We start from the raw sequence: 18321 nt of genomic DNA, 5'->3' as shown, positions 1-18321 counted from the left end.
ACATGCGCGATCATGCCCTGATGGGGGTTACCACGGCGGCTCGCACCGCCGTGCAGCTCGGCACCCTGCTGATCCTCGCTCGCACGCTGGGGCCGAGCGACTTTGGCTTCATTTCGATCGTGATCACCTGGTCGACCATCGTCGCCCTGGTGACCGACTACGGCTTCGGCATGCGCGCGCTGCGAGACATCGGCGCCGAGCGCCATCGGGCGGGCGGGATCATGTCGGCCAGTCTCGCGGCGAAATCCGTACTGGTCCTGCCGGCCTGCATCGTGCTGCTGCCAATCATTCTGTTCGTCCTCGATCTGCACACCACCGAACGCTTCGCCGCGGTGCTGTTCCTGCTCGGCACCCTTGCTTCGTCCTATGGCGATCTGGGGTTGACGGTGTTCCGCAGCATCGGTCAGTTCCACCGCGAAACAAAGATCGTGGTGGCAACCGCGCTGGTGCATTTCGTGCTCATCGGCGCGGCAATCCTGCTGCGCAACGACGTGTTGGCCATCGGCGTGGCGTTCCTGGTGTCGCGGCTGATCTATGCGACCTTCGCCCTTCGCGCGCTGTCGAAGATCCTCGCGCTGGGCGGCATCCTGCGCAGCTCCTGGCAGGTGCTGGGGGAGCGCTTCAAGTCCTCCACCAGTTTCGCCATCGACAGCGGTGCCACCAACATCTTTGCCCAGCTGGACGTCATCCTGGTCAACCACCTCGCCGGCCGCGAAGCTGCAGGTATCTACTTCGCTGGCTCGCGCCTGATCCAGGGCGCGGTGCCCTTCAGCGTGCTGCTGGCCAGTGTGCACATCCCACGTTTCGCCTATCAGCTGCACAACAACACAGCCGGCCTGATCCGCTACGGCGCACGCATTCTCGGCGAGTACACCGGCATGGGCCTGATCTTCGCCCTGGCGTTCTTCTTCATCGGCCCGCTGTTCACCGACTACTTTCTCGGCGCCGAGTACGTGGAGCTGAACACGCTATGGCTGGCCTTTGCCTGCTTTACCGCGGCGCGCTTCGTCGCCGCCGGGCTGGGCGTGCAGCTCCTGGCCATGGGCACGGGCTTTCTGCGCACCTTCGGCATCATCGCCTCGGGCGTGATCACGGTGGCCTGTTACTGGTTTTTCATCCCCTCGCACGGGATACAGGCGGCTCCCTGGGTGTCCACTCTGGGCATGGTCGTCCTGACGCTTATCTACGGTTATGCGGTGCTCAACATCTATCGCAAGCGGCACCAGCCCGCATGACCGCACTCGTTAAATACTGCCGGTCGCGCCTCGCGCTCGACTGGCCGCTCAAGGGAAGGCAGGTATGAAAGCTTCATTGAATCGCGTGCTGAACAACGACTTGTGCAGTGGCTGTGGCATGTGCAGCTCGGTCGCCGACGACGACGCCATCAAGATTCGCCTGACTGGTGACGGCTATCACCGCCCGGTGCTCAACAGCCAGTACCAGAACAAGCCGGTGGCCAACGAACAGACCAGCGCCGCTTTTGCCAAGTCCTGCCCGGCGCTGAACCTGGATATTCGCCCGTACAAATCGGCGAACTACCACCCGATCTGGGGCGAAATCCTCGACACCATGAAGGGCTACGCAACCGACAACGAAATCCGTCAGGCCGGCTCGTCCGGCGGCGTGATCTCGGCGCTGGCGCAGTACTGCCTGGAGAACAAGCTGGTCGACGGAGTGATCCAGATTCAGGCCTCGCAGACCGATCCGCTGGAGAACGTAGCCACCATCAGCCGCTCGCGGCAGAACGTCATCGCCTCTTCCGGCTCGCGCTACGCGCCTGCCAGCCCGGGGGAAGCGTTGAAGTGGGTGGCCATGTCCACCGAAAAGTACCTGTTCATCGGCAAGCCGTGCGACGTTGCCGCCGTGCGCCAGATGCAGCAGCACAACCCACGGCTGAAGGAGAACATCCCCTACATCGTCTCCTTCATGTGCGCCGGTACGCCGAGCCTGCAAGGCACCGAGCAGGTACTGGACAAGCTGGAAGTCAAACGCAGCGACGTCACTGCCTTCCGCTATCGCGGTGACGGCTGGCCGGGGCTGACCAAGGCCACGCTGAAGAACGGCGACGAACGCACCATGACCTACAACGACTCCTGGGGAAAAGTGCTCAACCGCCACCTGCAGACCCGCTGCAAGATCTGCCCGGACGGCATTGGCGAGTTCGCCGATATCGTCTGCGCCGACGGCTGGGAAGGCGATGAAAAAGGCTACCCCTCCTTTGAGGAGCGCGAAGGCAACTCGCTGATTCTGGTACGCACCGCAAAAGGCCGCGAACTTTTTCGCAACGCGGAGGCCGATGGCGTTGTCAAAGCCGAGGCTTTCGATACGAACAGCATCTTTGCCATTCAGCCGTTCCAGTACTACCGCCGCACGACGATCCTGCCGCGGTTGTGGGCGATGAAGCTGCTGCTGCTCAAAACTCCTTCGTACAAAGGCTTCGAGCTCGGCAAAGGAATAAGGGAGATCGGGTTCTATCAGAGCTTCAAGGCATTCACCGGTCTACTGGTGCGGCGCAAGAAGATCAAGAAGCGAGCGCTGGAAACAGCTTGAAACGCTGTGGCGCTCAAGGAACCAATACCTAAGGACTCAGGTTGATGACGAATTTCAGTTCACGCTTCTTCTTTTTTCCGCTGCTGATCCTGGCACTGATACTGCACTTTTCAGTGTTCGGCGACAGCCCGCACAACCCCTATGGCATCAAGGGGCTGAACGAGCTGTACCTGGCGATCAGCATCGTGTTCACCGTGCTGCTACTGCTGGCTTCGGCAGAAAACGCGCCGCGTGAATTTCGCATCCTCATGTACTACTGCCTGTATAGCGCAGTGGTGTTCCTGATTTTTCCGGCAATTTTCGCCTATTACACCTATGGGCAGCCGGTGGTGTTCGGGCTCATCGAAGAGCGCCGCGTCCTGTTCTGCCTGGGCTTCGCACCGCTGCTGTTCCTCGGCAAGCGCGTCAGCACACTGCAGTTCGAACGCGGCCTGCTGTATGCGGCACTGATCGCAGCGTTCTTCTCGTGGTGCTTCAAGTTCGGCTTGATCCCGGATATGCGCGCTGAAGTGCGCTCAGATGACCGCCCGGACCGCTCGTCCATCGGGCCTTACCTGATCTGTTTCGGCTATTTCTACTGCATCCAGATCTGGTCGAAAGGAATCTCTCCGATCAACGGTGCGGCTCGTAGCAAGACCCTTTATATGGTGATTGCCGCCCTGCTGCTGCTGACCCTGGTATTCGCTACTCAGACCCGTCAGCTGATCGTGCTGTGCCTGCTATTCACACTCTTTTGCCTTCGCGCCAAGGCGGTCATCTGGGCCGCTTCGCTGTCGATTCTGCTGTCGCCGTTCTACTTCTTCCCGAGCCTGCTGGAGATCCTCGGCCTGAATACCGAGTTCTACGACAGCACGCTGGAAGGCGTCGAGGATGGCGTACGGACGCACACCATTTCGTCGATCTTCGCCCATCTCGATCAGGTCAACTGGTTACCCAGCGGATCGTTGTCGCTGATGTGGCAGGACGGCTTCATCCCCTATTTCGGTGAGCACTTCTTCCTGTCCGATGTCGGCGTCTTTGGCACGCTGTTCCGCTTCGGCTTCCTCACGTTCTTCGTCATCCCGATGACGCTGTTCGTCTACCACCGCATCGCGAAGAACATCACCACCGACATGACCTTCATCTACTCGACGATGCTGGCGTTCTTCGCGATCTGGCCACTCAACGGACTGTTCGAGTACGGCCAGCCAGTCATCACGATGCTTTTCGTCATTCACGCCCTCAGGGCCCGCCACCTTCGCAGCCAGGAACCCATCCATGAACGTCGCGCTTATCCTCAACTACAAGGCAGCTACTGAAACCATCAGTTGCGTTGAGAGCCTGCTCGCTCATTGCCCGGCTCTCGACCACGTGGTGGTCATCGACAACGACTCCCAGGACGGCTCCGTCGTGGCATTCAACCAGTGGCTGGAAGCTCAGCCACGCCACAACGTGACGCTACTCGCCAACCCCGAGAACAACGGCTACGCCGGCGGTAACAACTACGGACTGCGCTGGGCCCTGGACAACCTGCCGGTAACCAACTTCTGGATCGTCAACAACGACACCTATGTCGACAGCGACGCTTTCACCCCGCTGCTTGATGCGTTGAAAGAGAACGACCGTCAGTTCGTCGGCTCGGTCATCCTCAGCGCTGATACGGGCCGCCTGGAATGCTACGGCGGCGGCAAGCTCTACCCGCTGCTGGGCAAGGCCAAGCTGCTGGGCAAGGACCAGACCCTCGAGGCAATGGCGCAGAACAGTGAGCAGCCCGATTACCTGATGGGCTGCAGCCTGGCGTTTTCGGCCAAGCTGGTCGAGCGCATCGGCCTGATGGATGAGGCGTACTTCATGTACTCCGAAGAGGTCGACTGGCAGTTCCAGGCAAAGAAGAAAGGCGTTTCGATCCGCGTCGTGCCCAGTAGCCGCCTGTTTCACTACGGCTCGCTCAGCTCCGGCGGTCGCTCGGCCTTCTATCACTACTACCGCAACCGCGCGGCGACTCGTTTCAACAAGCGCTTCTACGGCCAGGGCTTCGCCTTCGCGTCGGCCTGTTTCCTGTCGGCGATCACCGTCATCAAGGAGTTCAACCACCCTAGCCTCGCCTGGTCCGGCATCAAAGGCGCTTTCAAGGGAGTAACGATGAGTGTCTAACGAGACTAACCACGCGTTCGGTGTGAATTTCTACACCGGCAGCAAAGCGACGTTGCTGAACTGCATTCGCGAGGGGGTCAAGCAGCCCTACTCGTTCGTGGTGACACCCAATGTCGATCACCTCGCACAGCTACAGGACAACCCTGCGCTGCGTGAAGCCTATGCCAAGGCGCGCCTGCGTCTGTGCGACAGCCGAATCCTGCAACCGCTTCTGCAGCGTCTCGGCGTGCAGATCGAAGAGGTGATTCCTGGCAGCGACCTGACCGTCGACCTGCTGCAGTGGGCCGATCGCGAGCGCCTGCGCATCGTCCTGATCGGAGCAACCGAAGAAGAATGCGCAAAACTGCGCAGGCTCTACCCCGGCATTACGCTCTATCACCACAACCCTCCGATGGGTTTCATCAATCGTCCGGACGAAGTTCAGCGGGCGTTGCAGTTCGTTCGGGATAACCCGTCCGAGCTAGTGCTTTATGCCGTTGGTGCGCCACGCCAGGAAATTCTCGCCAGTTCCATCGAAAGCCATGAACGAACCGGCATGGGCTTTTGTATCGGCGCATCCATTTCATTCGCCACCGGCAGTATTAAACGCGCCCCGGTGTGGATGCAGAACTGCAAACTCGAATGGCTGCACCGGATGATGTCCGAGCCCAAACGCCTGGTTAAGCGCTACGCCCATGACGCGATGTTCATAGTTCCAGCATTCATGCGGGAAAAAAACTACCGCGTGCAGAAAGCTAAGCCGGCAAAACAGGACAGCTAATCCCAATGATCGAAAAATTGGCTGCAATTGCACTGAACGACGGTGAACCCAGTGAAACCGAGACGGTCTATCCCTTCTGTGTGAGCGTCACAGGATGGCAATTCAACATCTAACTAAACATCAGCGCCATCCCGCCTTGTTGGTAATGCAGCAGCCGTATGTGAAGAACTTTGGAATTAAACCTGCCCAAACCAAACAGCCGCTGACTTTGCAACCAGGAGGGAAATACAACGCGTCTACGTAGCTGAATCTAGAGCTGCTGGAGATGAACAATTCAGGAAGGAGAGAAACTTTGGCTACCGATCCAATCTGGTCGCTGAGGAGTGTGGAGTGATGACTCCGGTCCTCTTGGAAAGGCGAAAAGAGTACTCAAGCGCCTCAAGCAGAAAAGTGAATCAAGCCGTCTCACTCTTTGAACAACAACCACTCCGTCAAGGATGAACAAACCCATGAAACCATTTATCGCTCTTGCTTTTACTTCCGCTCTGGCACTGCAGGGTTGCGCTTTCGCCCCAGGCCAGTACCTCGATCCCGACGAGTTCAAGGAGGGTGCCGAAGCCGAACACGGCACGGTACAGCTGATCCGCATCACCCCTGAGATGCTCAAGGGAGAACTGGCTTCCGACATGGGCACCTCGAGCAAGCAGGAACTACTGAGCTACAAGCCCAGCGCTTACCGCATCGGCGCCAACGACCTGCTCTATATCACCGTGTGGGACCACCCCGAGTTGACCGCGCCGTCCGGCCCGCAACAGCAGCTGGATGCCAACGGTCGCCTGGTACGCCCTGATGGCACCCTCTTCTACCCGTACATCGGCAATGTCGAAGCAGCCGGTAAGACCATCGAAGAGCTTCGCTCCCAGATTGCCCGTCGCTTGACCAACTACATCGACAGCCCGCAGGTAGACGTGTCCATCCTGCGCTTCGGCAGCCAGCGCATCATCGTTTCCGGTGCGTTCAACACCGCTGGCGAAGTACCGGTCACCACCGCACCGATGACCATCACCCAGGCCATCGGCCAGGCGGGCGTGGACACCGAAACGGCAGATCTAACTGGTCTGACCCTGAAGCGTGACGGTCGTGAGTACATGCTCGACGTCGACTCGCTGAACCGTCCGGATTCGTGGCTGCACCAGGTCTACCTGAAAGATGGCGACCAGCTGCACCTGCCGTATAACGACCAGCGCAAGATCTACGTTCTAGGCGAAGTGAACCTGCCGCAAGCCCTGTCCTTCAAGGCCACCAGCATGAACCTGATGGACGCAGTCGGTACCGCTGGCGGCATTCGCCAGGAGACCGCCGATGGTGAAGCGCTGTACGTAATCCGCGGTGCGGAAAACATGGCCACCGAACCGGCCAAAGTTTTCCAGCTGAACGCCAAATCCCCGACCGCATTCGCCCTGGCCAAGCACTTCCCCCTGCAGCCGCAGGACGTGGTGTTCGTGGGTCCCGCCAACATCACCCGCTGGAACCGCTTCATCAGCCAGCTGCTGCCATCGGCTAACGTTATCGGCATCGGCGCCGCTGCGGAATACAACATCAACCGCTAAACCGTATCGGCTGACCGGCTGACGGTCAGGAAAAACAGAAGCCGCAGAGTCAATCATTGATTGCTCTGCGGCTTTTGCGTTTCAGCCAATAAATACGCCCTACTTCTGCAGGAAACACACCCTTCTAGGGAGGCTTGCAACCTCCATTCGCCGCGAGGGCGCGCCTCCTACAGAGCGGTGTGCATGGTCTGCTTGTGGGAGGCCCGACCCTGGGGCGAAGCTTTTAGCGCTTAAAACTCGCGAAGCCCTAAGGCGGGCACCCACGCGGGGTGGGTTTTAGCCCACCACAGACGGCGTTACGCTTGAATTACCGATCCAATGCAGCTCAACGGACCGCTTCGAACAGCCCAGCAGCGCCCATACCCCCACCGACGCACATGGTCACCACGCCATAACGCAGGTTGCGCCGCTGCAGTTCACGGACGATATGCCCTGCCGTACGCGAGCCGGTCATGCCGAACGGGTGACCAATCGAGATCGAACCACCATTGACGTTGTACTTCTCGTTGTCGATGCCCAGGGTGTCGCGGCAGTACAGGCACTGCGATGCGAAGGCCTCGTTAAGCTCCCACAGGTCGATATCGCCAACCTGAAGCCCCTTGGCTTTGAGCAGACGCGGCACCGCGTATACCGGCCCGATACCCATCTCCTCCGGCTCGCAGCCTGCCACAGTGAAACCACGGAAGAACGCGCGCGGCTTGAGGCCTAGCTCGATAGCTTTATCCAGGCTCATCACCAGCGTCATGGATGCGCCATCGGACAGCTGCGAGGCATTACCGGCGGTAACCGAGCCGTCTTCAGCGAACACGGGCTTGAGCCCCGCCAAGCTTTCCAGCGTGGTGTCCGGGCGGTTGCAATCGTCGCCCTCGACCACGCCCTGATGCAGGGTGCGCTCGCCGGTGTTCTTGTCTTCGGTGAAGTACTGAACGTTCATCGGCACGATCTCGTCGCTGAACAGCCCCTCGGCCTGCGCGCGTGCGGTGCGCTGTTGGCTCTGCAGCGAGTAGAGATCCTGCTGCTCGCGGGTGACGTTGTAGCGGCGCGCTACCAGTTCGGCGGTCTGCCCCATGGTGTGGTAAATGCCCGGCACACGTTCCTGGATGATCGGATTGAACAGGTGATCGGTATTGCGGCTCTTGAGCGTCAGGGTGATCGACTCCACCCCGCCGGCGACGATGATGTCGCTGCAACCGGAGGCAATCTGGTTGGCCGCGACGGCGATGGCCTGCAAGCCCGACGAGCAATAACGATTGAGCGTCATGCCGGCACAGCCGATGCCCAGACGCGACAGCACGGCGACGTTGCGGCCGATGTTGTAGCCCTGCGCTCCCTCATTGGAGCCAGCACCGACGATGCAATCTTCGACCAGCGCGGGGTCGAGATCGTTACGCGACAGCAGCGCATCGACGCAATGCGCTGCCATGTCGTCGGGACGGGTCATGTTGAACTTGCCGCGGAAGGACTTGGCCAGGCCGGTCCGCACGCTATCGACGATCACTACTTCACGCATGACATACCTCGGAGACTAGGAGCGATCGCGGGGATGTTGTGACGGCGCTACGCGCACGCATTGTTCCACGACCGCGGGGTGGACGGTGACCGGAGCATAGTTGCGGCCTCTCCAGACTGGCGACGAACATTCAGCATGGATATGCACGGCCATCGCGTCCTCAGCCAGAAGCGCTCTTCGGCAGGGGGTTAATAGCAGCATATGAGTGCGAGCAAACTCCTGGCCGGCGATCTCGTTAAAGATCGGCTCGCGGAGACGTCCGCCATAGACGCGTGGCGCGCCGGTCGCTGTTCGTCGACTGCGAAAGCGCCCGCCGCATTGAGGACGCTGTGGCTACAGATACCGAAACCGCAGCCACTGAAGAGCCGACATGGCGTGGAAGCGGCGTTCACCGCACGCGCGCCCAGCCGCTCCACGGCCAAACCTCACCGGCGACCCTAGACGTCACCGCCTGGCAAGCCTCCGCCGGTTAACGCCCCTTGTCGATCGCCGCTTCCAACGCCTCATTCAACGTGCGCAACACCTTGACCCTGGCGAAGCGCTTGTCATTGGCTTCCACCAATGTCCAGGGTGCGATTTCGGTACTGGTGCGGTCGACCATATCGGCTACGGCATGCCCGTAGTCGTCCCAGCGCTCGCGGTTGCGCCAGTCCTCCTCGGTGATCTTAAAGCGCTTGAACGGGGTTTCCTCGCGCTCCTTGAAGCGCTTGAGCTGCGTTTTCTTGTCGATGGTCAGCCAGAACTTGACCAGCACCACGTCCGCGTCGACCAGCTGCTCCTCGAAATCATTGATCTCCGCATAGGCGCGCAGCCATTCGTCCGGTGTGCAGAAGCCTTCCACCCGCTCAACCAGCACGCGGCCATACCAGGAACGATCGAAGATGGTGAATTTGCCGCGCTCCGGCACATTGCGCCAGAAACGCCAGAGCCACGGCTGGGCACGCTCCTCGTCGGAGGGCGCGGCGATCTGTACGGTCCGGTACATCCGCGGGTCGAGTGCGCCAGTGACACGGCGGATTGCACTGCCCTTGCCAGCCGCATCATGGCCTTCGAACAAGGCCAGCACGCCACGCTTGCGCAGTCGAGGATCGCGCAACAGCTGCGACAGCCGCGCCTGCTCCGCAACGAGCTGCTGTTGGTAGTCCTCCTTTCCGAGCTTCTGGCCCATATCCAAGCTATCCAGCAAACTCAGGTGATCCAGATCTATCTGCAACGGAGCCGAATGAGGTTGGGATGTCACCGGCCCCGGCTGCTCCACTGCCGCAAGCGCAGCCTGCAAACCCTCCAGCAGAATGCGCCCGACGGTGAGACTGCGATAGCGCTCATCGGCACCCTCGATCACGTACCAGGGCGCAAAATCCCGACTGCTGAGGCGCAGAATCTTCTCGCCGTGGTGCACGAACTTGTCGTAAGTCTTGGACTGCTGCCAATCCAGCGCACTGATGCGCCAGCTGTGCAGCGGATCGTTCTTCAGCGAATCAAGTCTGGCGTTCATCCGCTCCTTGGACAGGTGAAACCAGAACTTGAAGATCAGCGTGCCCTCGTCGCAGAGCATCCGCTCCAGACGCTGTGCCCGCGCCGTGGCCAGCTTCAGCTCGGCATCCTTGATGCGCCCGTGCACACGATCCTCGAGCATCTTGCTGTACCAGTTACCGAAAAAAATCCCGGTATGCCCCTTCGGCGGCAAGCGGCGCCAGAACCGCCAGGCCAGCGGACGAGCCAGCTCCTCGTCGCTCGGCACATCGAAACTGTCGACCCGTATCAGCCGCGGGTCCATCCACTCGTTGAGCAGCTTGATGGTCTCGCCCTTGCCAGCACCCTCAATGCCATTGATCAATATCAGGACGGGGAATTGCGCCTGCGCCTTGAGCCGGTACTGTGCCTGCAACAGCGCCTCACGCAGCTCAGGCACGGCGGCGTCATAGGTTTCCTTATCGATCGAGTGACCAATCTCAGCTGATTCGAACATCACGGTCTCCGCACTGGTAATGCGCCAAACCCTAGCAGTCAGGCCGGGCACATAGCGAGCGGAACGGAAAAATAGAGCGCGTAAGACGAACGGCAGTTAAACCTCCCAAACACATGTTTCTGGAGGGTTAATCTCAGGACGACGCTTTGTGGGCCCGCGCGGAGGCGGGGCTTGGATCATGGCGGGCCTACAGCTGCTTTTGTTGGAGGCCCGCCCCCAGGGCGGGGCAGTGGGACTTCGCCGGCTTGCGGCTACATGCGCCGCGAGGGCGCGCCTCGTACACCTTGTTTGCTATGCAGTTGTGGGAGGCGCACCCTCGCGGCGATGCTGCTGACCATGGTCAGCCACCTTAAGGCAGAATAGCGGCCATGAACGACCAGCCTCCCTATCCACGCTGCTGCACGCCACTCACCGACCACTGGCCGCTGCCTCTAGCCCTGCCTGGCGTACGCCTGCTGAGCACGCACTTTGATCCGGCGCTGCTCAATCCCGAGGACTTTGATCGCTGGAAGATTCCGCAGCAAAAAGGTGTCAGCAAACGGCAGGCGGAATTTCTTGCCGGTCGTCTGTGTGCGCGGGAAGCCCTGCGAGGACTGACCGGCACGGCATTCGTGCCGCCAGTGGGCGAAGATCGCGCGCCGCAGTGGCCGACAGGCCTAGTCGGCTCCATCACACACGGCACAGGATGGGCCGGCGCAGTGGTGGCGCGCCAGCAGGAATGGATTGGACTGGGCCTGGACATCGAACGCCTGCTGACACCCGAACGAGCCGACCGCCTGGCCGCCGAGATCCTCACGCCTCGTGAACTGGATATCTACTTACCGCTAAACGCAGGCGAACGCGCCCAACTGGTCACCCAAACGTTCTCGCTCAAGGAAAGCCTTTTCAAGGCCCTCTACCCTTTGGTGAAGCAACGTTTCTACTTCCAGGATGCCGAGGTGCTAGATGTCACTCATCAAGGCATTGCGCGCCTGCGCTTGCTGATCGACCTCTCCAGGACCTGGCGCAACGGTGTCGAGCTCGATGGCCAGATATCCACATTCGATGGCTACCTGCTCAGCCTGATCGGCATTCCTGCTCAGCCTGGGGCCACCACCTAAGCTCAAAACACACACCCAATCCGTAGGCGGCGCGCCCTCGCGGCGATTACAGACAGGCCGGCCAATCAGGCAGCCGCAGCCCATTAATCGGCGCCTCGCATCCGAAAAGTCGAACCGCCAGGCTCCGCGCGAGTCAACCAGACACCCCAATTACCCGGCGCACACGCCTATAATCGCGCCCCATCAAACCCGACACAGGTGCACCATGGCCAATCCATACCACGATCACAACCTGGCCCTGCTGGCCCATCTACGCGGCATCCTGCTCGCCATGGGCGAGGCCGAACAAGTTTCGGAAGAAAGCCACGCACTGTTCCTCGAGCGCTTCGACGAACTGATCATGAACCTGCAGAACGTGCCGGAAGAGCGCCATATGGGTCAGGACCTGATCTGCCAGGTTTTCCACCGCTATCCCCAGATCGCTCACCTGGTACCGCGCGACCTGCTGTGGTTCTTTGGCGGCGACTGCCTGCACTTCATGCCCGATGACGAGATCGCCGTCTTCCAGCAGCTGGAAGAACGCCGCTACGAAGCCGAACAGAACGACGAGCCGTTCGACTGGAACCGTGAAAAGCAGCTGTTGAGCATGCCGGATGAGGGTGCGCGGCACTGATAGCGCAAGGATTCAGCGAAACGGGCTTGCTACTTATCGCGCAGTAACAAGCGGGAAGATCGTTTATCGGCCAAAGGCTGATCAGCCAGTAAGCCCTGCCCCCCACAAAAGCAAAAGGCATTCCCCCAATCGCGTGGGAGGCGCGCCCCCGCGGCGATTAGCGAGCCAAACACCCGCTTAAAAAATCAAAAGGCTCGCCCCGAGTCCAGCCTCCACACAAAAGCGAAAAGCCACCACCAAACCCGTGGGAGGCGCGCCCTCGCGGCGAATAGCGAGCCACGCGCCAGCTCAAGATCACAAGGCTCGCCCCGAGCTCAGACCTCCCACAAAAGCGAAAAGCCTCCACCAAACCCGTGGGAGGCGCGCCCTCGCGGCGAATAGCGAGCCACGCGCCAGCTCAGGATCACAAAGCTCACCCGGAGTTCAGGCCGCCCTCAAAGCACAGCACTATTCCGGCTCCACCCGCCGCTGTTGATAGATCCAGTCGACGATCTCCCCCTCCGGCACATACCCGCTCACCACCTCCCGCAGCAGCTGCCGAACCTGCGGATAGTCGTCGTTCTCCACGGCCTTGACCAGCTTCGCCAACCTGTTCTTCAGCGCATCCCAATCAAGATGCTCTTCATTGGCCCGCATGATCATCGGGTGCTCGGTGGGGCTCACGTTGTCGCCGATCAGCAGCTCCTCATACAGCTTCTCGCCGGGACGCAAACCGGTGTACTCGATCTTGATATCCCCGTGCGGGCACTTCTCCGAACGCACGCTCAAGCCAGAAAGATGGATCAGCTTCTCGGCCAGCTCGGCAATACGCACCGGCTGCCCCATGTCCAGCACGAACACGTCCCCGCCCTGCCCCATCGAGCCCGCCTGGATCACCAGCTGAGCCGCTTCGGGAATGGTCATGAAGTAGCGGGTAATCTTCGGATGCGTAACCGTCACCGGCCCACCCGCCCGGATCTGCGCATAGAAACGCGGGATGACCGAACCCGACGAGCCGAGCACATTGCCAAAACGAACCATCGTGAAACGGGTCTTGTTGACGTGATGCAGGGCGTCCGCAACGCCAAACAAGCTAGGCGCCGGTTCACGACTCAGCGCCTGCAAAATCAACTCGGCAACACGCTTGGTACTGCCCATGACATTCGTCGGCCGCACTGCCTTGTCGGTGGAAATCAGTACGAAGTTGCTGACCCCGGCCTGCACGGCCGACTGCGCCGTATTCAAGGTGCCGATCACATTGTTCAGCACGCCTTCCGCCACATTGTGTTCGACCATAGGTACGTGTTTGTAGGCAGCGGCGTGATAAACCGTCTCGACCTCCCACGTGCGCATCACGTCGAGCAGCCGGTCCGGATTGCGAATCGACCCCAAGATCGGCACCAACCTCGTCGCCAAGGATGATCGCTCCACCAGCCGTTCAAGCTCGAGATGAATACTGTAGAGGTTGAATTCGCAGTGCTCAAACAAGAGCAGCGCCTGAGGTTTGGTGGAAATAATCTGACGGCACAACTCCGAGCCGATCGACCCACCGGCACCCGTCACCATCACAACCTTGCCGCGAATGCACTTCTCGAACAGGGCCTGCTGCGGCGGCACCGCGTCACGTCCCAGCAGGTCGGCGATATCCACCTCCTGGATGTCTTCAACCTGCACTTTGCCGCTCGCCAAATCCATAAAGCCCGGCACGCTACGTACGTGCAAAGGGAAACGTTCCAACATTTCCAGAATTTCACGGCGGCGAGCCCGTGATGCGGAAGGAATGGCCAGCAGGATTTCTCCAGCGCTGGTCTCCTCGACCAGCTGCGCGATCTGCTTGGCCGAATAGACACGCAGCCCGGCAATGACTCGGTTGTGCAAGTTCGGATCGTCGTCGATAAACGCCACAGGCCGCATCGCCCGGCCCATGCGCAACGCCGCCACCAGCTGATTGCCCGCTGCACCCGCGCCATACACGGCGACCTTGGGTAGTCCTGCCTCTTTGCCCTTGAACTTGGTGGCCGTGTTCGGTGAAAACCAGTCCCCCATGAAGTACTGGCGCATCAGCAGGCGCAAGCCACCAATCAACATGAGGCTCAACCACCAGTAGTTGAAGACCATCGAGCGTGGAATCAACTTCGGTGCATCGGTACGCCAGTACACCGCAAGAGAAAGCAGCAATGCGGAGAGCGTGACGGCCTTTGCGATTGCGATCAGCGCATCGTTGCCGAAGTAACGCATGACCGCGCGATACATGCCGAAGCGAACGAAGAGCGGGATGGAAACCAGCGGCGCGATGCCGAACAGCCAGGCGTGTCCTCCGAGCGGATCTACGAAACTTGCGTTCCCAAGTCGGATGTAAAAAGACAACCACAGCGCCATCCAGACCAGCAGCACGTCCGCGGAGACCTGGATCAAGCGTTTATGCTGCCGCGGCAAACTTACCAGTCTCGCCCTTAGCTCTTCAGCACGTCGTAACACAATAACCTCTCGTTATGGCAGCCCACTCAAGCGACTGGATTCGTGGCAAAGGTCATGACCTGCGTTAGGACGGAACAAGTCTTCTTCATCTCTGAATCCGTCAATGTCGGGTGCACCAGGAACATAAGGCTGGTTTCCCCTAACTCCCGGGCGACTGGTAGGCGTCGATCAGGCCGCCAGCCTGTCCCCTCAAAGGCTTTTTCCAAATACACCTCTGAGCAGGAGCCTGAATAGCAAGGAACTCCCTGCTTCGATATTTCTTCCAGAATTCGATCTCTGCTCCAACCAGCCGCTAGCTGCGTGGGCTCAACGAACACATAGCATTTATAGCCGGCGTGGCCGATAACTTGGGGAATTTGCGGGACGCGCAATCCCCGCAATGCTTCGGCTGTGGACCATATCCGCTGACAGTTCGCCAAGCGCGCCGCATGCCATTCCGGCATGCGGCGAAGCTGGATTCGACCGATCACTGCCTGGACCTCCATCATCCGCCAGTTAGTACCAAAGCTTTCATGCAGCCAACGAAAACCTGGGGCATGCTCCCGCTCATAGACCGCCTCCCAGCTTTTGCCGTGGTCTTTGAACGACCACATCTTCGACCACAGCTCGCGATCATTTGTGGTGACCATCCCACCTTCTCCCCCGGTGGTCATGATCTTGTCCTGACAGAAGGACCAGGCAGCTATATGGCCGATCGAACCAACCGGGCGCCCCTTATAAGTCGCACCATGAGCCTGCGCGCAATCTTCAATGATCTTAAGGTCGTACTCGGCAGCCAAAGCCATGATCGGGTCCATATCGCATGGCCAACCGGCCAAGTGAACACAGACAACTGCCCGAGTGCGAGAGGTAAGTGCAGCCTGAATCGTCTCTCGCGTAATATTTTGAGACTCTCTATCAACGTCAGCAAACACCGGAACTGCCCCGGTGTTCACGATGCTGGAAACCGAAGCAAGGAAAGTGCGCGGCGTCACCACAACTTCATCACCAGCACCAATGCCTAACGCCTGTAGCGCTAAATCTAAAGCGACAGTACCGTTAGCTAGTGCGATGGCGTACTCAGTGCCGCTCCACACAGCAAACTCTTTTTCGAAAGCACGGCATTCCTGCCCGGTCCAATAGTTCACCTTGTTGGAAAGAATCACGTCACGAACGGCATCGGCCTCTTCTTCGGTGAAGCTCGGCCAAGAGCTGAACGGTGTGTTAAGCATAAAAATAACTACCTCAGTCGTTTAGCCGGTACGCCAGCAACCGTCACATCGTCCGGAATATCACCGACAACTGCCGCACCAGCCCCCACCATCACCCGCTTCCCGATCGCGACCAATTGACGAACGCTAGCGCCTATACCTACCCAGCTTTCGTCACCAATATGAACGCCGCCAGCTAGGTGAGCGCCGGGGCTAATATGAACAGCCTCACCCAGTACACAGTCGTGGTCGATGCTGCACCCGGTATTAAGAACAGCACCCATCCCTACGGAAGCATCAGCGTTGACCACCGCCCCCGCGAAGATGACGGAGCCAAACCCGATGGAAGCGTACCGGCTGACGCTAGCAGCGGGATGCACCAACGTTGCTAACGAAGCTCCTGCCGCTCGCAACTGGAGTAACTTAGCGTGACGAATAGAGTTATTACCGATAGCAACCACCACACCGTCGAACTCAGCGAAGCGCTCGATGAGCCTCGTCGTATTGCCCGCAACAGGCCAGACGCCGTTATGTCCAAGACGGGGCCACGCATCGTCAAAGAAATCAATTGATTGCCAACCACAGCATTCGGCCGTATCCGCCACCACCTTGCCGTGACCACTAGCGCCCAGAATCGCAAGTTGTTTCATGGCTTGCGCCCCGTGAACTTGGGCATGGTCACGTCACCATCGGCACTGATGCCATCACGAACCACCACAGTCTTGATGGTTAAGAAGATGATTTTCAGATCCAGCCAGAATGAACGGTTGTCCACGTACCAGACATCCAGCTTGAACTTTTCATCCCAACTCAACGCGTTGCGACCATTGACTTGAGCCCAACCGGTCACTCCAGGGCGTACCTCATGGCGCCGATACTGCTCGGGACTATATAGCGGCAGGTACTCCATCAATAGTGGACGCGGACCGACTAGGCTCATTTCCCCTTTGAGCACGTTCCACAATTCCGGCAGCTCATCCAGGCTACTGGAGCGCAGGAATTTGCCAAACGACGTCATACGCTCAGAATCTGCCAGTGGGTTGCCTGCCGCATCCGCGGCATCACTCATGGTGCGGAACTTGATCATCTCAAATGGCCTGCCATTCAGGCCAGGACGGACCTGACGAAAGAAAAGCGGCGAGCCTAATTTCCGGCGAACTTGCCAGGCGACAATGGCAATGACTGGCGCTAGAAGCAATAAACCGAAAGCGGAAGCGGCAATATCGAAAAGGCGCTTGAGCATCAGACTCCCATCTCCTTCAGCATCACGGCATTGACCCGATGTACGTCGTACTTTTGTTCAGCGATCAGTCGTGATCGGGCACCCATGCGAACTACTAGCTCTCGTTCAGCGATGAAACGCTGCATAGCGGCAACCAGCTCATTCACCGCTCTAACAGGCACCAATAAGCCATTGTCGTCGTCCACCACCGTCTCACGACAACCGGGTGCGTCAGTAGTGATGATGGCGCGCCCCATAGCCATAGCTTCCAACACTGTGCGCGGTGTGCCTTCTCGATAAGAAGGCAGCACATAGACGCTGCATGCAGCAATTGCTGGACGTACATCGCTCAGGCGACCGAGGAATTCAAGAGTGCCTTCTGCCACCCAGGCATCCAGCTCTTCTTGCTTAATCGCATCCGGGTTCTCGTCAATCCAGCCGACTAGACTGAATACTGCTTCAGGATGGCGTGAACGTACTTGTCGCGCGGCCTCGGCATACTCGCGAACGCCCTTGTCGCCCAGCAGGCGGGCGATCAGCAAAAAGCGCGGAGCAGGCGGCAACGGCGCTAAGCTGTACTCCGCCACATCAACTCCGGACCCGTTCACCACGAAGGACGGCGTCGCCGGCGGAAGGAGCCCTGACTCAAGGAACAATGCCTGATCGTCGGGATTCTGAAAGAACACTTTATGCGTACCGTGCAGCGCGACGGCATACAAGCGCAGCACCATTGAGCGCAACAAACTACGCCAATGTCCGCCGTCCTCCTGACCTTGGAATGCATACCCCAAACCGGTGATCAAGGCGAATCGCCGTGGAACGCCAGCCAACCGTGCCGCAAGCGAACCGTAGATCACCGGTTTGATGGTGTAACCCAGTACGTAATCGGGACGGATCCGACGCATCAGGCGCCACAAATTCAGCAAACTGCACAAATCAGAGAGTGGATTCATTCCAGTACGGCGCAGGGGAATCTCGTGCACCTGCAGGCCCTTCGCCTCCAGGCGCTGGCGAATGGTGCTGCCTGCAGGAAGGTCCGGGGCCGCCACATGTACAGATAGGCCCCGAGCCAGTAGAGCATTAATCAAAGCACCACGGAACCGCAGGAGCGAGTCGGGGAAGCTTGCGATCAGGAGGAAGGTCATGCTGTAACTACTCCACAAACCATATCTCAAAAATCAGCACATACCCAAAATCATGCTGTTAGTTACATCGCGAGCGGAGGCTTGCGCCCCCCGCATTTGCGCAGACACGGCAATGCCAGTGC

Annotated in this window: 15 protein-coding genes; 8 read left to right on the top strand and 7 right to left on the bottom strand. The window is 59.4% G+C overall.

The features are described from left to right. Positions 1-2 precede the first annotated feature (2 nt). From UIB01_RS08580 to UIB01_RS08555, 6 genes are all read left to right on the top strand, one after another. The gene (locus UIB01_RS08580) at positions 3-1235 is read left to right on the top strand and encodes an oligosaccharide flippase family protein (RefSeq protein WP_038658931.1); all 1233 of its coding nucleotides are present in this window, start codon (positions 3-5) and stop codon (positions 1233-1235) included. A gap of 64 nt (positions 1236-1299) precedes the next feature. Then, positions 1300-2550, top strand: a complete 1251-nt coding sequence (locus tag UIB01_RS08575) for a Coenzyme F420 hydrogenase/dehydrogenase, beta subunit C-terminal domain (RefSeq protein WP_038658928.1) — start codon at positions 1300-1302, stop codon at positions 2548-2550. 44 nt (positions 2551-2594) lie between these two features. After that, positions 2595-3848, top strand: coding sequence for a hypothetical protein (locus tag UIB01_RS08570; RefSeq protein WP_038658925.1), 1254 nt, complete (start codon positions 2595-2597; stop codon positions 3846-3848). Then, positions 3808-4683, top strand: coding sequence for a glycosyltransferase family 2 protein (locus UIB01_RS08565; protein ID WP_038658920.1), 876 nt, complete (start codon positions 3808-3810; stop codon positions 4681-4683). Before UIB01_RS08570 ends, UIB01_RS08565 begins: the two co-directional genes overlap by 41 nt. Next, the gene (locus UIB01_RS08560; RefSeq protein ID WP_038658917.1) at positions 4676-5443 is read left to right on the top strand and encodes a WecB/TagA/CpsF family glycosyltransferase; all 768 of its coding nucleotides are present in this window, start codon (positions 4676-4678) and stop codon (positions 5441-5443) included. Before UIB01_RS08565 ends, UIB01_RS08560 begins: the two co-directional genes overlap by 8 nt. A 449-nt stretch (positions 5444-5892) precedes the next feature. Next, positions 5893-6993: a polysaccharide biosynthesis/export family protein gene (locus tag UIB01_RS08555; protein ID WP_038658915.1), complete on the top strand. Its 1101-nt coding sequence runs from the start codon at positions 5893-5895 to the stop codon at positions 6991-6993. Between the two features lie 325 nt (positions 6994-7318). On the opposite strand, the gene UIB01_RS08550 is transcribed toward UIB01_RS08555, so the two are convergent. Together UIB01_RS08550 and pap are read right to left on the bottom strand one after the other, a co-directional pair. Beyond that, a complete protein-coding gene (locus UIB01_RS08550) occupies positions 7319-8503 on the bottom strand; it encodes a thiolase family protein (RefSeq protein ID WP_038658912.1) in 1185 nt (394 codons plus the stop codon). 469 nt (positions 8504-8972) lie between these two features. Next, positions 8973-10472 (bottom strand): polyphosphate:AMP phosphotransferase, encoded by a 1500-nt coding sequence (gene pap / locus UIB01_RS08545; protein WP_038658909.1) that lies wholly within the window; start codon positions 10470-10472, stop codon positions 8973-8975. Between the two features lie 368 nt (positions 10473-10840). On the opposite strand from pap, the gene UIB01_RS08540 reads away from it, so the two are divergent. Beyond that, positions 10841-11572, top strand: a complete 732-nt coding sequence (locus UIB01_RS08540) for a 4'-phosphopantetheinyl transferase family protein (RefSeq protein WP_038658906.1) — start codon at positions 10841-10843, stop codon at positions 11570-11572. 205 nt (positions 11573-11777) lie between these two features. Then, positions 11778-12185, top strand: a complete 408-nt coding sequence (locus tag UIB01_RS08535; protein WP_038658904.1) for a PA2817 family protein — start codon at positions 11778-11780, stop codon at positions 12183-12185. Between the two features lie 447 nt (positions 12186-12632). Here the strand turns inward: UIB01_RS08535 and UIB01_RS08530 are convergent, their stop codons facing one another. From UIB01_RS08530 to UIB01_RS08510, 5 genes are read right to left on the bottom strand one after another with little or no spacing between them, the layout of a single operon-like run. After that, positions 12633-14642 (bottom strand): polysaccharide biosynthesis protein, encoded by a 2010-nt coding sequence (locus UIB01_RS08530; protein ID WP_038658901.1) that lies wholly within the window; start codon positions 14640-14642, stop codon positions 12633-12635. A 26-nt stretch (positions 14643-14668) separates the two neighbouring features. Next, positions 14669-15853 carry a DegT/DnrJ/EryC1/StrS family aminotransferase gene (locus UIB01_RS08525; protein ID WP_038658898.1) on the bottom strand — a complete coding sequence of 395 codons (1185 nt, stop codon included), beginning with the start codon at positions 15851-15853 and terminating at the stop codon, positions 14669-14671. Positions 15854-15861: 8 nt separating this feature from the next. Next, complete coding sequence (locus tag UIB01_RS08520; RefSeq protein ID WP_038658895.1) at positions 15862-16482, bottom strand: acetyltransferase; 621 nt, start codon at positions 16480-16482, stop codon at positions 15862-15864. Next, positions 16479-17075: a sugar transferase gene (locus UIB01_RS08515; RefSeq protein WP_038658892.1), complete on the bottom strand. Its 597-nt coding sequence runs from the start codon at positions 17073-17075 to the stop codon at positions 16479-16481. The genes UIB01_RS08520 and UIB01_RS08515 overlap by 4 nt, the downstream gene beginning before the upstream one ends. Continuing rightward, entirely contained in the window at positions 17075-18199 is a 1125-nt protein-coding gene (locus UIB01_RS08510; RefSeq protein ID WP_038658890.1) for a glycosyltransferase family 4 protein, read from the bottom strand. The genes UIB01_RS08515 and UIB01_RS08510 overlap by 1 nt, the downstream gene beginning before the upstream one ends. Positions 18200-18321: the final 122 nt, after the last annotated feature.

The sequence above is a fragment of the Stutzerimonas decontaminans genome, assembly GCF_000661915.1.
Lineage (GTDB): Bacteria > Pseudomonadota > Gammaproteobacteria > Pseudomonadales > Pseudomonadaceae > Stutzerimonas > Stutzerimonas decontaminans.
Note: the sequence above shows the minus strand (reverse complement) of the source record. Positions and strands in the feature narration are given on the sequence as shown.

Excerpts from the sequence above, each read along its gene's own strand:
- UIB01_RS08565 (WP_038658920.1), top strand. The coding sequence starts at position 3,808 with ATGAACGTCGCGCTTATCCTCAACTACAAGGCAGCTACTGAAACCATC.
- pap (WP_038658909.1), bottom strand. The coding sequence starts at position 10,472 with ATGTTCGAATCAGCTGAGATTGGTCACTCGATCGATAAGGAAACCTAT.
- UIB01_RS08555 (WP_038658915.1), top strand. The coding sequence starts at position 5,893 with ATGAAACCATTTATCGCTCTTGCTTTTACTTCCGCTCTGGCACTGCAG.
- UIB01_RS08580 (WP_038658931.1), top strand. The coding sequence starts at position 3 with ATGCGCGATCATGCCCTGATGGGGGTTACCACGGCGGCTCGCACCGCC.
- UIB01_RS08525 (WP_038658898.1), bottom strand. The coding sequence starts at position 15,853 with ATGCTTAACACACCGTTCAGCTCTTGGCCGAGCTTCACCGAAGAAGAG.
- UIB01_RS08540 (WP_038658906.1), top strand. The coding sequence starts at position 10,841 with ATGAACGACCAGCCTCCCTATCCACGCTGCTGCACGCCACTCACCGAC.
- UIB01_RS08570 (WP_038658925.1), top strand. The coding sequence starts at position 2,595 with ATGACGAATTTCAGTTCACGCTTCTTCTTTTTTCCGCTGCTGATCCTG.
- UIB01_RS08510 (WP_038658890.1), bottom strand. The coding sequence starts at position 18,199 with ATGACCTTCCTCCTGATCGCAAGCTTCCCCGACTCGCTCCTGCGGTTC.
- UIB01_RS08550 (WP_038658912.1), bottom strand. The coding sequence starts at position 8,503 with ATGCGTGAAGTAGTGATCGTCGATAGCGTGCGGACCGGCCTGGCCAAG.
- UIB01_RS08575 (WP_038658928.1), top strand. The coding sequence starts at position 1,300 with ATGAAAGCTTCATTGAATCGCGTGCTGAACAACGACTTGTGCAGTGGC.
- UIB01_RS08515 (WP_038658892.1), bottom strand. The coding sequence starts at position 17,075 with ATGCTCAAGCGCCTTTTCGATATTGCCGCTTCCGCTTTCGGTTTATTG.
- UIB01_RS08535 (WP_038658904.1), top strand. The coding sequence starts at position 11,778 with ATGGCCAATCCATACCACGATCACAACCTGGCCCTGCTGGCCCATCTA.
- UIB01_RS08520 (WP_038658895.1), bottom strand. The coding sequence starts at position 16,482 with ATGAAACAACTTGCGATTCTGGGCGCTAGTGGTCACGGCAAGGTGGTG.